This window comes from Caulobacter endophyticus, assembly GCF_003116815.1.
Lineage (GTDB): Bacteria > Pseudomonadota > Alphaproteobacteria > Caulobacterales > Caulobacteraceae > Caulobacter > Caulobacter endophyticus.
In genome coordinates, this window is the sequence record NZ_QDKQ01000026.1 from 62,989 (window position 1) to 79,771 (window position 16,783).

The following is a 16,783-nucleotide window of genomic DNA, read 5'->3' on the forward strand; positions in this document are numbered from 1 at the left end:
TACACAAACAACCGTTGGAGGCGAAAAAGTTGAGTGAAGAAACCGAAGGCCGGCGACCCAACCCGGTCGATCTGCACGTCGGCGGTCGAGTCCGTATGCGTCGCAAGCTGTTGGGCGTGAGCCAGGAACAACTGGCCGATTCCCTGGGCCTGACGTTCCAGCAGGTCCAGAAGTACGAGCGTGGCGCCAACCGCGTCAGCGCCTCGAAGCTGTACGAAATCGCCCGCACCCTTCAGGTGCCGGTGTCCTTCTTCTTCGACGGTCTCGCCGATCCGATGAGCGGCGCCGAAGAGGATGAAGTCGGTCACCACGCCGAACGCGTCGTTCAGGAATTCCTGACCACGCCGGAAGGCCTGGAACTGGCCGAAGTGTTCCCGAAGATCAACCGCGGCCGCGTCCGTCGCCAAGTGCTGGACCTCGTCCGCGCCATGGCCGAGGAGGCCGCCCGCGCCGACGCCTGATCCTCGCGATCACCGAGTAAAGCTTAGAAAAGCCTCGCCTCCCCCCAGGCGAGGCTTTTTCTATGCGCGAACACGGGTTCAGCCCGTGCTGGCCCTGCTCTGCGCCGCCAGCCAGATCCGCTTGGCCGTCTGCAGGCTGGCCGGCGCCAGGCCCCGCAAGTCGTGGCTGCGCAGGAAGGTCAGGCCCAGCTCGCGGTCCTTGCGCCAGGCCACCTTCACGTCGTGGGCGAAGCCGCCGACCAGGTCGACCAGCTGCACGCTGGCTGGCGGGGTCGACCCCGACAACATCAGGATGCGCGCGCCGCCGTCCGAAAGGTCCTTGATCACGCAGTCCCAGGCGAAGGCGCCGCACAGCACCTTGCCCGACCTGTTGGTGTTCAGGCGCGGCGCAGCGCGACGATCGGCCCCCGTGCCTGAATCAAACCTCGACATGACCTCAACAACGCATGGTGCGGTTAATCGGTCGTCGGTTTTGTCGGTTTTTCTGGCGTTTACCTAAGCTTCGCCGTGGATGGATCCGCGCGCATCAGGCTGCGTCGCGTCCCGGCTCGGGACGCCAGCCGTTGGCCAGCAGGTCCAGCGCCATCAGGTGCGCCAGCTCGAGCACCTGGCCTTCCAGGCTATCGAGCAGCTCCAGGCGGCGCGCCGGCGAAGGGGTGTGGGCGTAGAGGGCGCACAGCACATGCAGGCGGGTCCGGATGCTCGGCGGCTGGAAGGTAGAGTGCAGCACCGAGGGCGCGGCCAGCTCGGCGTCGGACACCCCGCGGCGACCGAACGGCCCGGTGGGCGCGTCCTCGGGCGCGTCTCCAAGGCCGGGCCAGGACTGCGCCGCCCCCTGCGCCTGAACCGGCTTCTGTCCCTGCTTGTGCGACGACGTCCTGGACATGACTGAACTACGCTTTCCTTCCTCGGGGTTCGAAATCTTCAGGCCACCAGGGCTGGAGCGCCGCAGCGCATGCCGTTGGCCCGCACGTCGGCCTCGCCCAGGCCCACGCCGACCAGGGCTGTCAGGCGATTGATGGCCAGGTCCAGCGGCCCGGCGGCGGCCGTCAGGACCGGCTTGAGGGCGCTCAGGATCGCCGACTCGCCCAGCCCCAGCTGCAGGCCCAGCAGATTGACGTCCAGTGACAGGTTGCCCAGCAGCGTGGCGACGGTGGTCGACACCAGGTCGTTGGTCTTCACGGTCTTGACCGTGCCGTCCTTCACGTCGGCGCTGCTGAACACCACGTTGCGATAGGTCGCGCCGCCGAGATCGACCTTGGAGGCGCCGTCCACCGTGAACAGCGGGGCCTGGACGATACGAGCCTTGCTGGGGCTGAGGCCCTGCTTGAAGTTCGACAGCTTGCTGGTGTCGATCTCGCCGATGGTCAGCGAGCCGACGCTGGGCTTGACCGCCAGGGTGGTCGTGCGGGCCTTGCAGTCCAGCGCCGCCAGCTTGGCTTCGCCCGAGGCCAGCTCCACCAGCAACGGCGCCTTGACCTGGGCCAGGCCGCCCAGAACGCCCGACCCCAGCAGCTTGGCCTCGATGTAGAGCCGGGTCTGAGCCGTGCGAATGACCACCGACTTGTCCTGGGTGACGGTCATGTAGGGCGAGTTGTTCATCGGCTCGCCGATCGCCAGCCAGGCGTCGACGTCGGCAAGGCCGGGGATCGCCGTTCCCAGGTCCAGCTGTACCTGGCGCTCACCATTGCTGAGCATCAGCATGGCGTTGGCCAGTTGCATGGCGTCGGCGCCGATCCCGGCGCTGGAGCCGCCGGCCACGTGATCCTGGCGGCCGTAGGGGCCAAGATCGACCAGGGTGCTCAGCTTGATGCTCTCGCTGGAGGCCGTGGCCGAGGCCAGCACCGTGGCGGCGCTGGCGGCTCGGCTCTCGCCGGCGGCGTTCAGCACGTCGGCCAGCACCGACAGCGCCTTGCCGGTCTTCACATCGGTGGCCAGCAAATCATCGTAACTGGCGGCGTTGACGCCCAGCTTGGTGTCCAGCGCGTCGAGATAGGTGAAGAGGTCGACGTCGGCCTGGGCCAGGGCGTCGTAATCCATCACCGAAAGGCTGACCTTGCTGCCGGTCAGCCCGCTCAGCAGGGCGTTGGCGACCCCGGCGTCGAGGCTGGCCAGCCGGGCGCCGATCGAGAAGCTGGCGAGATCGGCGCGCGTGGCCGTGGCCTGGCGGCGGATCGGGATCGACTTCTTTCCCAGCAGGGCCTGGGCGAAATAGAGGTTGGCCTCGCCCTTGAGCACCACGCGGGCGGCGTCGGGCTCTACCTCGCTGGCCGTGAAACGCTTGCCAGGCCCGCCGGCGGCGCTGGGATCGTAGCGCCCGCGGGCGACCTCGGCCGTCACCGCCCCGCCTACCGGATTGATCTCGACCGTGGCGTCGGCGGCGGCCTGGGCGCGGGCGATGTCGCCGGCCGCGGCCAGGGCGGCCAGGTCGGCCACGCCCTGCAGGCGCCGCGCCTGCAGGTAGACCGAGCCCAGGTCGACGGCCATGGCGGCGAGGCCCACGCCGCCGGTCAGGGCGGCCGCGGCGATGATCGCCACGCCCCCTTCCTGATTGCGAAGCCAATGGCGCAGCATTCAATAGCCTCCCAGGCGGACCGAGGCCTGGCGCGTGATCATGCTCGACGGCATCGGGGCGATCTTGGAGAAGGCGAACACGACGGTCTGGGAGGCGTCGTAAGAGACCGACACCACGGTGCGGTCCGAGCGCTCGGTGACGGTGGTCTTCACCAGAGCCGAGTCGAGGCCGGCATAGTCGGCCGCGCCTTCGGTGGCGGCGGCCTTGGCCAGGGACGCGCGTTCGGCGCCCGTCAGCCCCGCCACCGCCGCGCGGGCGGCGTCGTTGGCCACCTGCTGCACCGAGTGGGCCATCCAGAAATAGGACCCCCAGCCGAGCATTCCGACCACGAGAACGATGAGCATCGGACAGACCAGCGCGAACTCGACCAGCGCGGTCCCGGTGCGGTCCTTGGCAAAACTCTTGAAGAACTGAGGCCTGCGCATCGGCGCCTCCCGACATCATTTCATTCTTGGGAGAAGCCTAGGTCGACCTTGGCTGTCGGCGAGTTCTCGCGGAAAATCCGTGTTATTCGAAGTTCGCGTAAGTTCGAACTTGGCCTTAGTGCGACGTTGTGCCGCTGGGATAACACCGTTGTTCCCTTACTCGCTCGACGGTAACTTTAAGTCGCAACCGACCAACCATTACGAGAGTTTGTTTCATTGATTGCACAGCGTCCGGATTTTCCGTGGATCTGGAGAGGGTGACATGAAGTCGCGCGACATCGCACCAGCGCGGGTGACCGCCGGGGAAATCAGCAGAAACTTCGGCCAATGGCAGGACGTGGCCCTGTCGGGCCCCGTCATCGTGACCCACCACGGGCGCCCCCGGGTGGTGATGATCTCGGCCGAGCACTACGCGGCGGCGGGCCTGGCCGAAGGACCGGCCGGCTTCGACAACGATTCCGAGCTGCAGTCGGCCGAGACGGCCCGCTCGGCCATTCTCGGCCACTTGAACGAGGCCTTCGTGGCGCTGGATCCCGATCTGAGGATCACCGCCGTCAACGCCGTCTTCGAAGACCTCAAGGGCGCCAGCGCGGCCCAGCTCGTGGGTCTCGCCTGGACCGAGGTGTTCAGCGCGCCGGTGCAGGCCCTGATCGGCGAGCAGTTCCGCCGCGTGCTGCGCACCGGCGAGACGCTGGAGTTCGAGTCGGAATCGACGGTGCAGTCGGGCCGCAGCTTCGGCGTGCGGGTCTTCCCCTATCCCGGCGGCGTGGCGGCGCTGTTCATCAATCGCACCGAGGAGCGCGACCTGCGCGGGCGGCTGGATCGCGCCGCGGCGCTGGAGACGGCCCTGTCGGTGCTGCCAGGCGTGGCTACCGCCCGCCTCAACATCCGCGGCGTGCTGGCGGCCATGGACGCTGACTTCCTGCGGCTGACAGGTTTTTCCGAAGCCGAGCTGCGCGACTGCCGGCTCAGCGACATCGTCCGCCCGGCCGAGCGCCGCGCCCTGACCCATGCGGTCGAGCACGCACTGCAGGGCGAGGCGCCCGCCCGCCTGCCCGTCACCCTGCTGGTCAAGGACGGCGCCGAGCGGACGGTAGAGCTGGCCCTCGCCACCGTGCGCCGCGACGGCGTGCCCGAGGGGGTGCTGGCGGTGCTGTCGGCCTGACCTTCACCTGGGGGAACTTGACCGAATGGAACAATCGCATGGGTCGTACGGCCTAAGCGCTTGTTTTTTCGACGCCCGCGAGGCAAAGCCAAAACGTTGATTTTCGTATACGGAAATGACGTCATGGCGTCCCCGCCTCCTCCGCACCCGATCGATCGGCACGTCGGCGCGATGATCCGCGCCCATCGCCGCGCGGCTGGAGTCTCGCAGGAGGAACTGGGCGCAGCCCTCAGCCTGACCTTCCAGCAGATCCAGAAGTACGAGACCGGCGAGAACCGCATCAGCGCCTCGAAACTGGTAGAGGTGGCCGGGGTGCTGTCATTGCCGGTGGGCGCGCTGTTCGAAGGCGTCGAGATCGTCGCCAGCGGTGGTGAAAGCCTGATCGCCCGCTTCATGGGCCTGCGCGAGGCAACCTCCTTCATGGAAGCCGCCGTCGCCCTGCCCGAACCGGTGCGCAACGAGATTTTCCGCCTGGCGACGGTGTACGCAGCCGAGGACGCCGCAGCGTCCTGACCGCGCCCGCCATCACATAATGGTCACCGAATGCGAGACGCTCAGCGTGCCGGAAATGGTGCAGCCGGGCGTTCCGGGAACGGTCGCGCCCGAGAAATTGACCGTGCTGGGCGACCCGTTCGTCCAGCCAACGGTCGTGGCCCCACTGCAATTCCAGGGCGGTGAGAAACCCATCCAGATCATCGCCGAGGACGTGCTGGTCGGCAAAACGATCCAAAAGGCGTACCGCTGGCGGTGAACACCCAGCCACATGTCCACGGACCCGGCTCGAGCAGCACGTCGGTGATCGTCGCGGTCGCGCCGCCGCTGGCGATGCTGCCCTTCAGCGTGACATTGCAGTCGATCACGCTGGCCTGGGGATGAGCGACCGACAGGACCCCAGTCATGGTCAAGTTCGTTACCGGGCTCGGCGTGAACGTCGCGGCCGAAGCGGAACCGGCGACGCCCGCAGTCGCCATGAAGGCGGCCGCGGCGAGAACAGCAGCAGATTTCATCATAGTCGACTTCCCGATCGCGATTTATCGTTTATCGACCATACTTACATTTCTTTAAGTTGCGTTGCAATCGAACGCACAACCCAGGGGGCACCACCCCGTCCTCACGACCGCCACGGGCAGAGCTTGGTTCGTTGCCGGTACGCCTTCGAAATCAAAGGAGCCGCCGCGCGAAACATACCCATCGGATTCACCGCTGGGGACATGCGGACGCACGCACCAGACGCCAGAAGAGCGACGCGAATTCAATGGATTGTCTGGACGAACCGTTGGTGGCTGGGGGCGGGATCGAACCGCCGACCTGTGGGTTATGAATCCACCGCTCTAACCATCTGAGCTACCCAGCCGCCGAAGCGGAGCGGGCTTATAAGCGCAAACCGGGGCGGGCTTCAAGCCCGGTTTGCGATCTCATCCACAACTGCGCTCAAGCGCCTGGCCAGACTGTCGGGGCCGTAGTGGGCCAGTACGTCCGCACGAGCCTTCTGGCCGAAAGCGATCGACGCTGCGGGGTCGGCGATCAGGCCGGCCAGGGCGTCGGCCAGGGCGGCGGCGTCGCCCGGCGGCGACAGGCGGCCGCTGGCGCCCTCGACGATCATCTCGTCCGGCCCCGGAATGGCGCTGGCGGCGACGGGCAGGCCCACCGCCATGGCCTCCAGCAGCACCAGCGGGAAACCTTCCTGGTAGGACGGAAAGGCGAAGACGTCGCCCGTGGCCAGGAAGGCCGAGGCGTCGCGCCATCCGACCAGCCGCACGCGCCCGGCCAGGCCGTGCTCGGCGATCAGGCCCTCCAGCTTGCCGCGCTCGTCGCCCTCGCCGGCGATCTCGACCTCGAAGGCCAGCCCACGATCGCGCAACAGGGCCGCGGCGGCGATCAGCACGTCGAAGCCCTTCTTGGCATGCAGACGACCGGCGGCGAGGATGCGCGGCGGCCGGCCGGACTCGGCGAAGGGCTGCGCCAGCACGGTCGGGATCTTCACGGCGTTGGGCACGAAGTGGACGCGGCTGGCCGGAACGCCCCTCTCCACGGCCAGGTCGGCCAGATGGCGCCCCACGCAGATGTAGTCCGTGCGGGTGGTGTCGACCTCGAACACCGGCTTGTGCACGCAGATGGCCAGGCGCGCATCCTTGGGCGCGGCCTTCTCGAACAGGCGGGCCGGGCGCTGGCCGTGACTGAGGATGATCGCCGGCTTCACCGCCCGCACGATCCGCCTGGCCACGCCCAGGGTCAGGGGGTCCCAGTCGGTATGGGCGGGCATGGACAGCAGCGGCGGGCTGCGCCCCTGTTGCGCCCTGGCGACCGCGCCGCCCGAACGGACCACGCCCGCGCAGATCCCGCCCCGGCGCGCGGCCCAGGCCTCCAGGATCGGCTGGTAGTCGAGAAACACCTGTTCCAGGCCGCCCAGACCCTTGCCCAGCATGGCGTGCAGGATGGCGGTCAAGGCAGGCTCCGGGAAACGGCGGGAAAGGCCGGGAAGCTTCCCCGCGCCGCCCCCGGTGTCAATGCACGACAAGGCCCGAGAGACAGAGCGCGCGGGCGATATGGAAAATGGGCAGCCTCCCCCTCGCCCGCCGGAGGAAAAGGCGGTTATGGTCGCCCCATGCGTTCTTCCCTAATCTTCGCCGCCTCCGCCCTGCTCGCCGTCGCCGCCTGCGGCCCCGGCGAGGCCCAAGACAGCAGCGCCCCGGCCGTAACCGCCGACGGCGGCCCCGTCGAGATCCGGCCCGCCAATGCACCCGACCAGAAGCCCGCATTCGCCGGCCAGACCCGCGCCCCGCTGAAGGCCGCAGGCGTGGAGTATCAGGTGCAGGTCGTGGCCAAGGGCCTGGACCACCCCTGGGCCATCGCCTTCCTGCCCGACGGCTCGGCCCTGGTTACCGAGAAGGCGGCCGGCCGCCTGCGCCTGCTGGCCAAGGACGGCGCGCTGTCGACGGCCGTAGCCGGCCTGCCGGCGGTGGACGCCAACGGCCAGGGCGGCCTGCTGGGCCTGGCCATCGATCCGAACTATGCCCAGAACGGCCTCGTCTACTGGAGCTACGCCGAGCCTCGCGATGGCGGCAACGGCACGGCCGTGGCGCGCGGCAAGCTGGTCCCCGGCGCCGCGCCCAAGCTCGAGAACGTGCAGGTCATCTGGCGCCAGACCCCGACCCTGGCCTCAGCCCTGCACTTCGGCGGCCGCCTGGTGTTCGCCCGCGACGGCGCCCTCTTCATCACCACCGGCGAGCGCTCTATCCTCGAAGGCCGCCGCCAGGCCCAGAACCTCGACGGCACCCTGGGCAAGGTGGTGCGGATCAAGCCGGACGGCTCGATCCCCGCCGACAACCCTTACGTCGGCCAGGCGGGCGCCAAGCCCGAGATCTGGTCGATCGGCCACCGCAACCTGCAGTCCGCCGCCATCAATCCCAAGACCGGCGAGCTTTGGACCGTCGAGCATGGCGCCAAGGGCGGCGACGAACTGAATATCCCGCGCGCCGGCAAGAACTATGGCTGGCCCACCATCACCTACGGCGAGGAGTATTCGGGCAAGCCTATCGGCGAGGGCATCACCGCCAGGGCAGGCCTGGAGCAGCCGATCTACTACTGGGATCCGGTGATCGCGCCCTCGGGCATGGCCTTCTACGAAGGCGCGCTGTTCCCGGCCTGGAAGGGCAGCCTGCTGGTCGGCTCGCTGAAGGACCACCACATCGCCCGCCTGACGCTGGACGGCGACAAGGTGGTGGGCGAGGAGCGCATCGCCGTCGAGTTCGGCGAGCGCATCCGCGACGTCGTGGTCGGCCCCGACGGCGCGGTCTGGGCCGTCACCGACGAGGACGACGGCAAGGTGATCAGGATCGTCCCGAAGGGCTGAGCGCGTCAGTCCACGTCGCGGCGGGCCCGCCAGGCCTTGCGGGCCTCCGAAGGCTTGCCCTTGACCAGGGCGCCAGCGGCCAGGCCCGCCAGGAACGAGGCGGTCGGATGGGCCAGGATGATGTCGGCCACCCGCTCCTCGATCGGGGCCTTGCGTTCCTTGGCCTGCTGATTGGACTGGGCCAAGGCCCAGACCGCCACCACCGCCGCGGCGATGGCCGCCACGATGGCGTGGGCCCAGGCCGGACCGACCAGCGATGCCAGGAAGGCGAACACCGCCATGGCGCCCGACACCGCCGCGATCGCCGCGGCCATGACCAGACCCGCACCGCGCACCAGGCGTGAAGTCAGCCTGTCGATGAAATCGTCCACCATCGCCCTCTCCGTAGAACAGCCTTCGGAGCTAACGCACGAGGCGGGGATTGGTGTCAGCCAGACGACTCAAAGCAGGCGCGCCGGCCGAAGCGTGGGCGATTTCGGCGATTGCTCCGCCGCCTAGGAAAGCATCTCGGCCACGGCCTCGCCGATCGCCAAGCTGCTGGTCAGGCCCGGGCTTTCGATGCCGAACAGCGCCACCAGGCCCGGCAGGCCGTGGGTGTCCGCGCCGCGCAACTGGAAGTCAGGCTGGGGCTCGTCGGGACCGTGGATCTTGGGCCGCACGCCGGCATAGTCGGGGGTGAGCGCCCCGTCGGGCAAGCCGGGCCAGAACTTGCGGATATAGGCGGCGAAGGCCTCGGCGCGGGCGGGATCAACCGAATAGTCGGGCGCGGGCACGTATTCGAGGTCGGGTCCGAACACTGCCTGGCCGCCCATGTCGTTGCGATAGTGGGTGCCCAGCGCCCCGTGGATCGGCGGCGGATAGACGAGCCGCTGGAAGGGCGCCTTGCCCATCAGGCGGAAGTAGACACCCTTGCCGTAGTGGCCGGCCGGGATCTGATCCTTGGGGAAGCCCTCGATGGTCGCCGCCACGTCCTGCGCCGAAAGGCCCGGGGCGGTGACCAGGAGGCGACAGGTCAGGGCCGTCGGCTCGGCGCCGCCGGCCCGCAAAGAGAAACCGCCGCCCTCCAGCGGGGTCGCCCCCTCGAACGGCGTCGACAACACCACCGCCCCGCCGGCGGCCTCGATCTCGCCGTGCAGGGCCAGCATGTAGTCGTGGCTGGCGAACACGCCGCTTTCCGGCGACAGCAGGGCCGCGTGGGCGTTGAGGCCCGGCTCCAGCGCCACGGCCTGCGCGCCCGAGAGCCGTTCCATGCCCTCGACGTCGTTGGCCAGGGCCTGGTCCCAGATCGCGTCGAGGCGGCCGATCTCGTCGTCGCTGGTGGCCACCACCAGCTTGCCGCACTTCTTGTAGGCCATCTTGTGGGCGTCGAGAAACGCATAGAGCCGCCGCCGGCCCTCGACGCACAACCGCGCTTTCAGAGAGCCCGTCGGATAGTAGAGCCCGCCGTGGATCACCTCGGAATTGCGCGACGACACGCCCTGGCCGATATGCCCTTCGGCCTCCAGCACCGCCACCACCAGCCCGCGCTGCGAGAGCGCATAACCGCAGGCCAGCCCCACAGCGCCCGCGCCGACGACGACGGCGTCAAAATCGAAGTCTTGGGTCATGTCGTCGCGATCATTTCAGGGTGGCGGAATGTTCGATGGAACGGATCACGACCTGTGCGTCCAGGATCTCGTAGAACATCACGTAGGCTCCATAGGGGAGCCTGCGAAACCGCGGATGACTGGCCACGGTCTGCGCCATGAGCGGAAAGGCCGCGAGACGGTCGAACTCTTCGAACAGGTTGGCAATGAAGCGAGCGGGCCGCCGCGCGCGGGCTGTCCTCGGCGATGTCGTCGCGGCTCCGGCTCAGGTCGCGCTGCGCCCGCCGCGTCAGAACATAGCCTCGGCTCACTCTCCGGCGGCCTTGGCCCGCGCCTCCAGGTCGGCCAGCATCTCGGACAGAAAGGCTTGCCCGTCGACGCATTCGTCCAGATCGATGGCCTCGGATTCCAGATCGTCCAGCAGGGCTTCGAGCTTGTCCGAGCCGCCGACGATGTCCACGGCCCGCCGATAGTTCAACTCGGCCAGTTCCGCCGCCACCCCCTCCTCAAGCGAGGCGAACTCGCCCCGATCGACGCGCGCCTGCAGATCCGCCGCATCTTCGTCGTTCAAGCGCACCGTCACCTGCCTTAGATTGATCGGCCTGTTCATGGCCCAAGCCTAACACGCCCCGCCCGCCACGCCACCGCTCGCCCGGCAGAACCCCGGCGCATCCCTCGCGTTGCCTTCAAGGACACGAGGAAGCCTCGCCGATGACAGATCAGACCGCCGCCGCGCCCAGGCAGGAGCTCGTCAGGGCCATCGGCCCGATGCAGATGACCCTCTACGCGGCCGGCAGCATGATGGGCGCGGGCATCTACGGCCTGATCGGCAAGGCCGCCGGACAGGTCGGATCAATGGTCTGGGCCTCGTTCCTGGTGGCCCTGGTCGCCGCCCTGCTGACGGGCCTGTCCTACGCGTGCCTGGCCTCGCGCTATCCGAGGGCGGGCGGGGCGGCCTATGTCACCCATCGGGCCTTCGACCGGGGCCTGCTGACCCACCTGGTCGGCATGGCCACCGCCTGCTCGGGCCTGACCTCGATCGCCGCCGGCGCCTGGGTGATCGGCGAGAACCTCAGTGGCTTCGCGCCGCTGGCGGCCGTGCCGCCGGTGGTCATCGCCCTGGCCTACGCCCTGCTGATGGCGGGCATCGTCTTTCGGGGCATCAAGGAGTCGATCTGGGCCAACCTCGTCTGCACCTTCGTCGAGGCTGGCGGCCTCCTGCTGGTGATCATCGTGGGCGCGCGATTCTGGGGCGCCCAGGACCTGTTCGACGTCCCAGCCCCGTCGCAGGGCGCATCCACGGGCCTGGTTCCGCTGCTGATCGTCCAGGGCGCGGCCCTGACCTTCTTCGCCTTCGTCGGCTTCGAGGACTCGATCAATGTCGGCGAGGAGGTGAAGAACCCCCGCCGCGACCTGCCCCTGGGCATTCTGCTGGCGATGGGGATCACCGCCCTGCTCTATATCGGCGTGGCGGTTACGGCGGTCTCTGTCGTTCCCTGGCGCGAGCTGGGCGAGGCCAAGGCGCCGCTGGCCCACGTGATGACCACCGCCGCACCCTGGCTGCCGGGCTGGACCTTCATCATCATCACCGTCTTCGCCGTCGCCAACAGCGCCCTGGTCAACTACGTCACCGCCTCGCGGCTGCTCTACGGCATGGCCCGCGACGGCCGCCTGCCCGCGCCGCTGTCCAGAGTGCATACGGCCCGCAGGACGCCGCACGTGGCCATCCTCGTGCTGCTGGCGATCATCGCGGTGCTGGTGGTCTCGGGCGGCGTCACCCAGCTGGGCGAGGCCACCACCCTGCTGCTGCTGGCGGTGTTCACCGTGGTCAATATCGCCCTGCTGGTCCTGCGGCGGCGACCGGGCGAGAAGACAGGCGCCTTCGAGCCGCCAGCCTTCGTGCCGGTCCTGGGCGCTGTCGTCTGTCTTGGCCTTATCATCGTGCGGGTGGCGACCGGTCCCGTCGCCGCGCCGCTCACGGCGGGGGTGCTGCTGCTGGTCGCGCTGGGCCTCTATGCGCTGATGCGAGGAAAGGCGATCGCCGAGCCAGGCTCGCCAAGGCGTTGAGCACCGCGGCGAACCTGGCCATGAGGGCGCGGGCTCAGCTGGAAAGCCGCGCCGCCCATCGGCGTGTTCGGCCCGGGAGGGAGATCACCCCTCCCACTGCCCCCACAGCTTGGCGGCCGTCGCCCTGGCCTTCTCGACGGCGGCTTCCTTGACGTGGCCATAGCCGCGGATCTCGGACGGAACCTCGGCCAGCTTGACCGCCAGCGCCTTGTTCTCCGAGCGCAGGCCAGCGATCAGGCGGTCGAGGGTGACCTCGTAGTCGGCGATCAGGCCGCGCTCCATCCGCCGCTCCTCGGTCTTGCCGAAGATGTCGAAAGCCCCGCCCCGCAGGCCCTTCATCCGGGCGATCATCGGGAAGGCCAGGTCCAGCATCCAGCCGCCGAAGGCGATCTTCCTGGGCTTGCCGTCCTTGCCCTTGGGCGCGATCAGCGGCGGCGACAGCCAGACCTTGGCCTTGCCGCCCTTGAAGGTTGCGGAGAGCTCCTTGGCGAAACGGCCGTCGGTATAGAGACGGGCGACCTCGTACTCGTCCTTGTAGGCCATCAGCTTGTAGAGGTTGGTCGCCGCGGCGCGGGTCAGAGGCAGCTCGCCCCCCTCCCCGACCACCGCCAGTTCGGCGTGGCGCACCTTGGCGATGCGCTCGGCGTAGTGGGCGGCGTAATGGGCGTCTTGGTAGGCGACCAGGTCTTCCACCCGACGGGCGATCAGGGCGTCCAGCGGCTCGGTCTGGGGCGTGGGGACGTCGGTCGGCTTGTCGCCGGCCGCGGCCGGGTCGAAAGCGATCTGGCGGCCCAGCTCGAAAGCCTGCAGGTTGGCCTCGGCGTCCACGCCGTTCAGCTTGATGGCCCGGTAGAGCGCGCGGCTGGAGACCGGGATCACGCCGCGCTGCCAGGCGAAGCCGACCATGATCATGTTGGCGTAGATGGCGTCGCCGAACCGGCTCTCGGCCAGGCGCTGAGCCGGGCAGGCGTCAAACGCCTTGGTGGCGGCCTTCACCCGGCGGGCCATGGCGCCGCCGTCGAACTTCACGTCGCGGCTGGTGACGAAGTCGGCGGTGGGGGCAAAGTCGCTGTTGCCGAAGGCCATGGTGCGGTCCTTGGCGTAGAGAGCCAGGGCCTCGGGGCTGGCGGCCACCAGCAGGTCGCAGGCGATCAGCACGTCGGCGCTGGCGGCGGGCACGCGGCCGCCGACCACCGTCTCCTCGGTCTCGCCGATCTTGACGTGGCTGAACACCGAGCCGCCCTTCTGGGCCAGGCCTGTCATGTCGACCACGCTGCCGGCGCGACCGTCGACGTGAGCGGCCATGGCCAGGATCGAAGCCACGGTGGTGACGCCCGTGCCGCCGACGCCGGTGAAGATGATCCGGCGCACGCCGTGGAACTCCTCGAAGGCCGGCAGGGGCGTGGAATCGGCCGACAGCGGCGCGGGCTTGGCCTTCTCGCCGGCTTTTTCGGCCCCTTCCAGTGTGACGAAGGACGGGCAGAAGCCCTCAACGCACGAATAGTCCTGATTGCAGCTCGACTGGTTGATCTTGCGCTTGCGGCCAAAGGCCGTGTCCAGCGGCTCGACCGACACGCAGTTGGACTTCACCGAGCAGTCGCCGCAGCCCTCGCAGACAAGCGGGTTGATGAAGACCTTCTGGGTCGCCTTGGCCATGGTCCCGCGCTTGCGGCGGCGGCGCTTCTCGGTGGCGCAGGTCTGGTCGTAGAGCAGCACCGTGGTCCCGGGCGTGTCGCGCAGGGCCTTCTGCACGGTCATCAGCTCGGACCGCGGGAAGACCTCGACACCGGGGGCCAGGTCGCTGACCCCGGCATAGCGTTCCAGCTCGTCGACGACGATGACCGTCTTGGCCACGCCCTCGCTGGCCAGCTGGCGGGTGATCTGGGCCGGGGTGAAGCCGCTTTCGGCGCGCTGGCCGCCGGTCATGGCTACCGCGTCGTTGAAGAGAAGCTTGTAGGTGATGTTGGCGCCCGCCGCGACGGCGGCGCGGATGGCCAGCGAGCCGGAGTGGTTGTAGGTGCCGTCGCCCAGGTTCTGGAAGACGTGCTTCTCGGTGGTGAAGGGGGCTGCACCCACCCAGGTCAGGCCCTCGCCGCCCATGTGGGTGTTGAGGTCGGTCGAGGGGTCGTTGAAGCCGGCCATGTAGTGACAGCCGATGCCCGCCAGCGCCCGGCTGCCTTCCGGCAGCTTGGTCGAGGTGTTGTGTGGGCAGCCAGAGCAGAAGAACGGCTTGCGGGCCTGGTCCGAGGCCAGGCTGACGGCGGCGACGCCGGCGGCCGAGACGCGGTTCAGATAGGCCCGCGCCCGCTCCATGTGCGGCCCGTCGGGCAGGCGGTCATAGATGGCCAGGGCGATTTCGGCCACCGACAGCGAGCCCAGCTCCGACAGCAGCGGATGGCCCTTCTCGTCGGTCTTGCCGATGATGCGCGGCCGGGCCTGGGCCGGCAGGTCGTAGAGCGCCGCCCGGGCCTGAGGCTCGATCAGGGCGCGCTTGTGCTCGATGACCATCAGGGTCTCGAGGCCGGCGGCAAAGGCGCGCAGGCCCAGCGGCTCCAGCGGCCAGGGCATGCCCACCTTGTAGACCGAGACGCCCAGGTCGGCGGCTTCCTGCAGGCTTATGCCCATGGCCGAGAAGGCTTCGAGCACGTCCTTGTAGGCCTGGCCCTGGCAGACGATGCCCAGGCGCGCCTTGCCCACACGGACGTGCGAGGCGCCCAGCACCACGCGGTCGATCTGGTTGGCGCGGGCAAAGGCCAGGGCGGCGGGGATTTTGTGGAGGCGGAGACGACGCTCCTTCTCCATAGGCTGGTCCTTCAGCCGGATGCCCAGGCCGCCCGGCGGCATGGCGAAGTCGGGGATGACCGCCTGGTGGCGGCCCAGCGAGACGTCGATGGTCACGCCGCTGTCCATGGTGTCGGCCAGGGCGATCAGGCCCGTCCACAGCCCCGAGAACCGCGACATGGCGATGCCGAGCAGGCCATAGTCGAGCACCTCCTGCACGTCGGCGGGCGACAGCACGGGGATCTCGAAGTCCTGGAAGGCGAACTCCGACTGCGACGGCAGGGTCGAGCTCTTGCAGGCGTGGTCGTCGCCGGCCACGGCCAAGACGCCGCCGGTCGGGAAGGTCCCGGCGAAATTGGCGTGCTTGAAGACGTCGCCGGTGCGGTCGACGCCCGGCGCCTTGCCGTACCACATGCCGAAGACGCCATCGTGCGTCGCGCCAGGGAAGAGATTGGCCTGCTGGCTGCCCCAGACCGCTGTGGCGGCCAGGTCTTCGTTGAGGCCTTCCTTGAAGACCACGTCGTGGGCGGTGAGCAGTTTCTTTATACGCGCGGCCTGCTGGTCGAGGCCCCCAAGGGGTGAGCCGCGATAGCCCGACATGAAGCCGGCGGTGTTCAGCCCGGCGAGTCGATCCAGGCGCTTGCGGTCGAGCAGCACACGGAGCAGCGCCTGCACGCCGGTGATGAAGGCGCGACCATCTTCGAGCACATATTTGTCGTCGAGCGTGACTTCCGAGTGCCGCATGGCAAAAATTTTCCTCCCGGGTCTTTTCGCCCGTAAGGCAATATCTTATAGAAGCGCGGAAATTGTTTGCCCAAGGCGTGCCCGACTCGGGCGGGCTTTGCGCAAGATCGACGCGTCAAACACCCTCTGGGGGGAGGAATTCTTGTCCGAACAACTCGACGCCGTGGATGCCAAGATCCTGGATCTCATCCAACACGACGCCGGACTGTCCGTCGCCGAGATCGCCGAGCGAGTGGGGCTGTCCTCCAGCCCGTGCTGGCGGCGTATCAAGCGGCTGGAAGACGCCGGCGTCATCCAGCGCCGCGTCACCATCCTGGACCGCGAAAAGCTGGGCCTGGGCTTCGAGGTCTACTGCACGGTGAAGCTGTCGCTGCCGACCAAGGAAAACCTCGAGACCTTCGAGCACGCGGTCGCCAAGTGGGCCGAGGTGGTGCAATGCGCCACCGTGACCGGCGCGGCCGACTACGAGATGCGCATCGTCACTCGCGACATGCACGCCTTCGACGAATTCCTGCGCGACAAGATCCTGTCGCTGGGCCTGGTGTCGAACATCGAGAGCCGCATCGTCATCCGCGGCGTCAAGAACTCGACCGCCGTGCCGCTGGGCCTCGTCAGCCCCTACGTCAGCCCGCTGGGCTGAGGATCCTTCGTTCGAGGGCGGTGGGGGCCGCTCTCGACGAGACCCCTTGCATCAGAAGACGGACCGTCCTCTCCTAGGCGCAAGGTCGAGCCACATCGACCGGGAGGACATGCCCCATGGGCCAGCACGCCGACCAAGCCGGCGATAACCGCGCCGCGGGCGAGGAGCGCTATCGCACCTTCGCCGCCTTCTATCCCTTCTATCTGTCCGAACATCTGAACCGCACCAGCCGCCGCCTGCACGTGGTCGGCACGGGCCTCGTCATCGTCAGCCTGGTGATGGGCTTTACGGTCAGCCCATGGTTCTTCCTCGTCGCGCCCCTGGTCGGCTACGGCTTCGCCTGGGTCGGCCATTTCGTGTTCGAAAAGAACCGCCCGGCCACCTTCAGCTATCCACTCTACAGCCTGATGGGCGATTTCCGCCTGTTCTTCGAGACCGTGGCCGCGCGCCGCCCCTGGTGAAGACAGGCGCCTGAAACCGCGCTTT

Annotated in this window: 19 protein-coding genes and 1 tRNA gene; 9 read left to right on the forward strand and 11 right to left on the reverse strand. The window is 68.5% G+C overall.

Annotation, left to right across the window (positions count from 1 at the left end):
* Positions 1-29 precede the first annotated feature (29 nt).
* Entirely contained in the window at positions 30-461 is a 432-nt protein-coding gene (locus tag DDF67_RS05755; protein ID WP_058348070.1) for a helix-turn-helix domain-containing protein, read from the forward strand.
* Positions 462-539: 78 nt separating this feature from the next.
* Here DDF67_RS05755 and DDF67_RS05760 read toward each other — a convergent pair whose 3' ends face one another.
* The 4 genes from DDF67_RS05760 to DDF67_RS05775 all read right to left on the reverse strand — a co-directional run bounded on the left by DDF67_RS05760 (position 540) and on the right by DDF67_RS05775 (position 3,461).
* A complete protein-coding gene (locus DDF67_RS05760; RefSeq protein WP_109099972.1) occupies positions 540-893 on the reverse strand; it encodes a PilZ domain-containing protein in 354 nt (117 codons plus the stop codon).
* 94 nt (positions 894-987) lie between these two features.
* Positions 988-1,347, reverse strand: a complete 360-nt coding sequence (locus DDF67_RS05765; protein ID WP_199229168.1) for a hypothetical protein — start codon at positions 1,345-1,347, stop codon at positions 988-990.
* Positions 1,348-1,385: 38 nt separating this feature from the next.
* Positions 1,386-3,035, reverse strand: coding sequence for a pilus assembly protein TadG-related protein (locus tag DDF67_RS05770; RefSeq protein WP_233247554.1), 1,650 nt, complete (start codon positions 3,033-3,035; stop codon positions 1,386-1,388).
* Positions 3,036-3,461 carry a TadE/TadG family type IV pilus assembly protein gene (locus DDF67_RS05775; protein ID WP_109099973.1) on the reverse strand — a complete coding sequence of 142 codons (426 nt, stop codon included), beginning with the start codon at positions 3,459-3,461 and terminating at the stop codon, positions 3,036-3,038. It lies immediately after the preceding gene.
* A 262-nt stretch (positions 3,462-3,723) separates the two neighbouring features.
* On the opposite strand from DDF67_RS05775, the gene DDF67_RS05780 reads away from it, so the two are divergent.
* The 4 genes from DDF67_RS05780 to DDF67_RS25480 all read left to right on the forward strand — a co-directional run bounded on the left by DDF67_RS05780 (position 3,724) and on the right by DDF67_RS25480 (position 5,691).
* The gene (locus DDF67_RS05780; RefSeq protein ID WP_109099974.1) at positions 3,724-4,626 is read left to right on the forward strand and encodes a PAS domain-containing protein; all 903 of its coding nucleotides are present in this window, start codon (positions 3,724-3,726) and stop codon (positions 4,624-4,626) included.
* 123 nt (positions 4,627-4,749) lie between these two features.
* Entirely contained in the window at positions 4,750-5,139 is a 390-nt protein-coding gene (locus DDF67_RS05785) for a helix-turn-helix domain-containing protein (RefSeq protein WP_109099975.1), read from the forward strand.
* Positions 5,140-5,158: 19 nt separating this feature from the next.
* A complete protein-coding gene (locus DDF67_RS05790; RefSeq protein WP_109099976.1) occupies positions 5,159-5,377 on the forward strand; it encodes a hypothetical protein in 219 nt (72 codons plus the stop codon).
* 146 nt (positions 5,378-5,523) lie between these two features.
* Positions 5,524-5,691, forward strand: coding sequence for a hypothetical protein (locus DDF67_RS25480; protein ID WP_158278002.1), 168 nt, complete (start codon positions 5,524-5,526; stop codon positions 5,689-5,691).
* Positions 5,692-5,903: 212 nt separating this feature from the next.
* Here the strand turns inward: DDF67_RS25480 and DDF67_RS05795 are convergent.
* Positions 5,904-5,980 (reverse strand) — tRNA-Met (locus DDF67_RS05795).
* Positions 5,981-6,022: 42 nt separating this feature from the next.
* The gene (locus DDF67_RS05800; RefSeq protein WP_109099977.1) at positions 6,023-7,072 is read right to left on the reverse strand and encodes a glycosyltransferase; all 1,050 of its coding nucleotides are present in this window, start codon (positions 7,070-7,072) and stop codon (positions 6,023-6,025) included.
* 159 nt (positions 7,073-7,231) lie between these two features.
* On the opposite strand from DDF67_RS05800, the gene DDF67_RS05805 reads away from it, so the two are divergent.
* Entirely contained in the window at positions 7,232-8,479 is a 1,248-nt protein-coding gene (locus DDF67_RS05805) for a PQQ-dependent sugar dehydrogenase (RefSeq protein ID WP_109099978.1), read from the forward strand.
* Between the two features lie 5 nt (positions 8,480-8,484).
* Here the strand turns inward: DDF67_RS05805 and DDF67_RS05810 are convergent, their stop codons facing one another.
* The 4 genes from DDF67_RS05810 to DDF67_RS05825 all read right to left on the reverse strand — a co-directional run bounded on the left by DDF67_RS05810 (position 8,485) and on the right by DDF67_RS05825 (position 10,675).
* Positions 8,485-8,853: a hypothetical protein gene (locus DDF67_RS05810; protein WP_109099979.1), complete on the reverse strand. Its 369-nt coding sequence runs from the start codon at positions 8,851-8,853 to the stop codon at positions 8,485-8,487.
* 120 nt (positions 8,854-8,973) lie between these two features.
* Entirely contained in the window at positions 8,974-10,086 is a 1,113-nt protein-coding gene (locus tag DDF67_RS05815; RefSeq protein WP_109099980.1) for an NAD(P)/FAD-dependent oxidoreductase, read from the reverse strand.
* A 10-nt stretch (positions 10,087-10,096) separates the two neighbouring features.
* Positions 10,097-10,273 (reverse strand): type II toxin-antitoxin system RelE/ParE family toxin, encoded by a 177-nt coding sequence (locus DDF67_RS25980; protein ID WP_332888317.1) that lies wholly within the window; start codon positions 10,271-10,273, stop codon positions 10,097-10,099.
* A gap of 99 nt (positions 10,274-10,372) precedes the next feature.
* Positions 10,373-10,675, reverse strand: a complete 303-nt coding sequence (locus DDF67_RS05825) for a hypothetical protein (RefSeq protein WP_109099981.1) — start codon at positions 10,673-10,675, stop codon at positions 10,373-10,375.
* Between the two features lie 101 nt (positions 10,676-10,776).
* Between DDF67_RS05825 and DDF67_RS05830 the strand changes: the two genes are divergently transcribed.
* Entirely contained in the window at positions 10,777-12,132 is a 1,356-nt protein-coding gene (locus DDF67_RS05830) for an APC family permease (protein WP_109099982.1), read from the forward strand.
* A gap of 84 nt (positions 12,133-12,216) precedes the next feature.
* Here the strand turns inward: DDF67_RS05830 and DDF67_RS05835 are convergent, their stop codons facing one another.
* Positions 12,217-15,657 (reverse strand): indolepyruvate ferredoxin oxidoreductase family protein, encoded by a 3,441-nt coding sequence (locus tag DDF67_RS05835; protein WP_109099983.1) that lies wholly within the window; start codon positions 15,655-15,657, stop codon positions 12,217-12,219.
* Positions 15,658-15,799: 142 nt separating this feature from the next.
* Between DDF67_RS05835 and DDF67_RS05840 the strand changes: the two genes are divergently transcribed.
* Positions 15,800-16,297: an Lrp/AsnC family transcriptional regulator gene (locus DDF67_RS05840; protein ID WP_058348122.1), complete on the forward strand. Its 498-nt coding sequence runs from the start codon at positions 15,800-15,802 to the stop codon at positions 16,295-16,297.
* 116 nt (positions 16,298-16,413) lie between these two features.
* Positions 16,414-16,758, forward strand: a complete 345-nt coding sequence (locus tag DDF67_RS05845; protein ID WP_109099984.1) for an Mpo1-like protein — start codon at positions 16,414-16,416, stop codon at positions 16,756-16,758.
* The last annotated feature ends 25 nt before the right edge of the window (positions 16,759-16,783 follow it).

What these genes read in the sequence shown, in the direction of transcription:
- DDF67_RS05830 (WP_109099982.1), top strand. Translation starts at nt 10,777, where the DNA reads ATGACAGATCAGACCGCCGCCGCGCCCAGGCAGGAGCTCGTCAGGGCC.
- DDF67_RS05790 (WP_109099976.1), top strand. Translation starts at nt 5,159, where the DNA reads ATGGTCACCGAATGCGAGACGCTCAGCGTGCCGGAAATGGTGCAGCCG.
- DDF67_RS05770 (WP_233247554.1), bottom strand. Translation starts at nt 3,035, where the DNA reads ATGCTGCGCCATTGGCTTCGCAATCAGGAAGGGGGCGTGGCGATCATC.
- DDF67_RS05785 (WP_109099975.1), top strand. Translation starts at nt 4,750, where the DNA reads ATGGCGTCCCCGCCTCCTCCGCACCCGATCGATCGGCACGTCGGCGCG.
- DDF67_RS05815 (WP_109099980.1), bottom strand. Translation starts at nt 10,086, where the DNA reads ATGACCCAAGACTTCGATTTTGACGCCGTCGTCGTCGGCGCGGGCGCT.
- DDF67_RS05825 (WP_109099981.1), bottom strand. Translation starts at nt 10,675, where the DNA reads ATGAACAGGCCGATCAATCTAAGGCAGGTGACGGTGCGCTTGAACGAC.
- DDF67_RS05765 (WP_199229168.1), bottom strand. Translation starts at nt 1,347, where the DNA reads ATGTCCAGGACGTCGTCGCACAAGCAGGGACAGAAGCCGGTTCAGGCG.
- DDF67_RS05835 (WP_109099983.1), bottom strand. Translation starts at nt 15,657, where the DNA reads ATGCGGCACTCGGAAGTCACGCTCGACGACAAATATGTGCTCGAAGAT.
- DDF67_RS05780 (WP_109099974.1), top strand. Translation starts at nt 3,724, where the DNA reads ATGAAGTCGCGCGACATCGCACCAGCGCGGGTGACCGCCGGGGAAATC.
- DDF67_RS05805 (WP_109099978.1), top strand. Translation starts at nt 7,232, where the DNA reads ATGCGTTCTTCCCTAATCTTCGCCGCCTCCGCCCTGCTCGCCGTCGCC.
- DDF67_RS05810 (WP_109099979.1), bottom strand. Translation starts at nt 8,853, where the DNA reads ATGGTGGACGATTTCATCGACAGGCTGACTTCACGCCTGGTGCGCGGT.
- DDF67_RS05760 (WP_109099972.1), bottom strand. Translation starts at nt 893, where the DNA reads ATGTCGAGGTTTGATTCAGGCACGGGGGCCGATCGTCGCGCTGCGCCG.
- DDF67_RS25480 (WP_158278002.1), top strand. Translation starts at nt 5,524, where the DNA reads ATGGTCAAGTTCGTTACCGGGCTCGGCGTGAACGTCGCGGCCGAAGCG.
- DDF67_RS05845 (WP_109099984.1), top strand. Translation starts at nt 16,414, where the DNA reads ATGGGCCAGCACGCCGACCAAGCCGGCGATAACCGCGCCGCGGGCGAG.
- DDF67_RS05775 (WP_109099973.1), bottom strand. Translation starts at nt 3,461, where the DNA reads ATGCGCAGGCCTCAGTTCTTCAAGAGTTTTGCCAAGGACCGCACCGGG.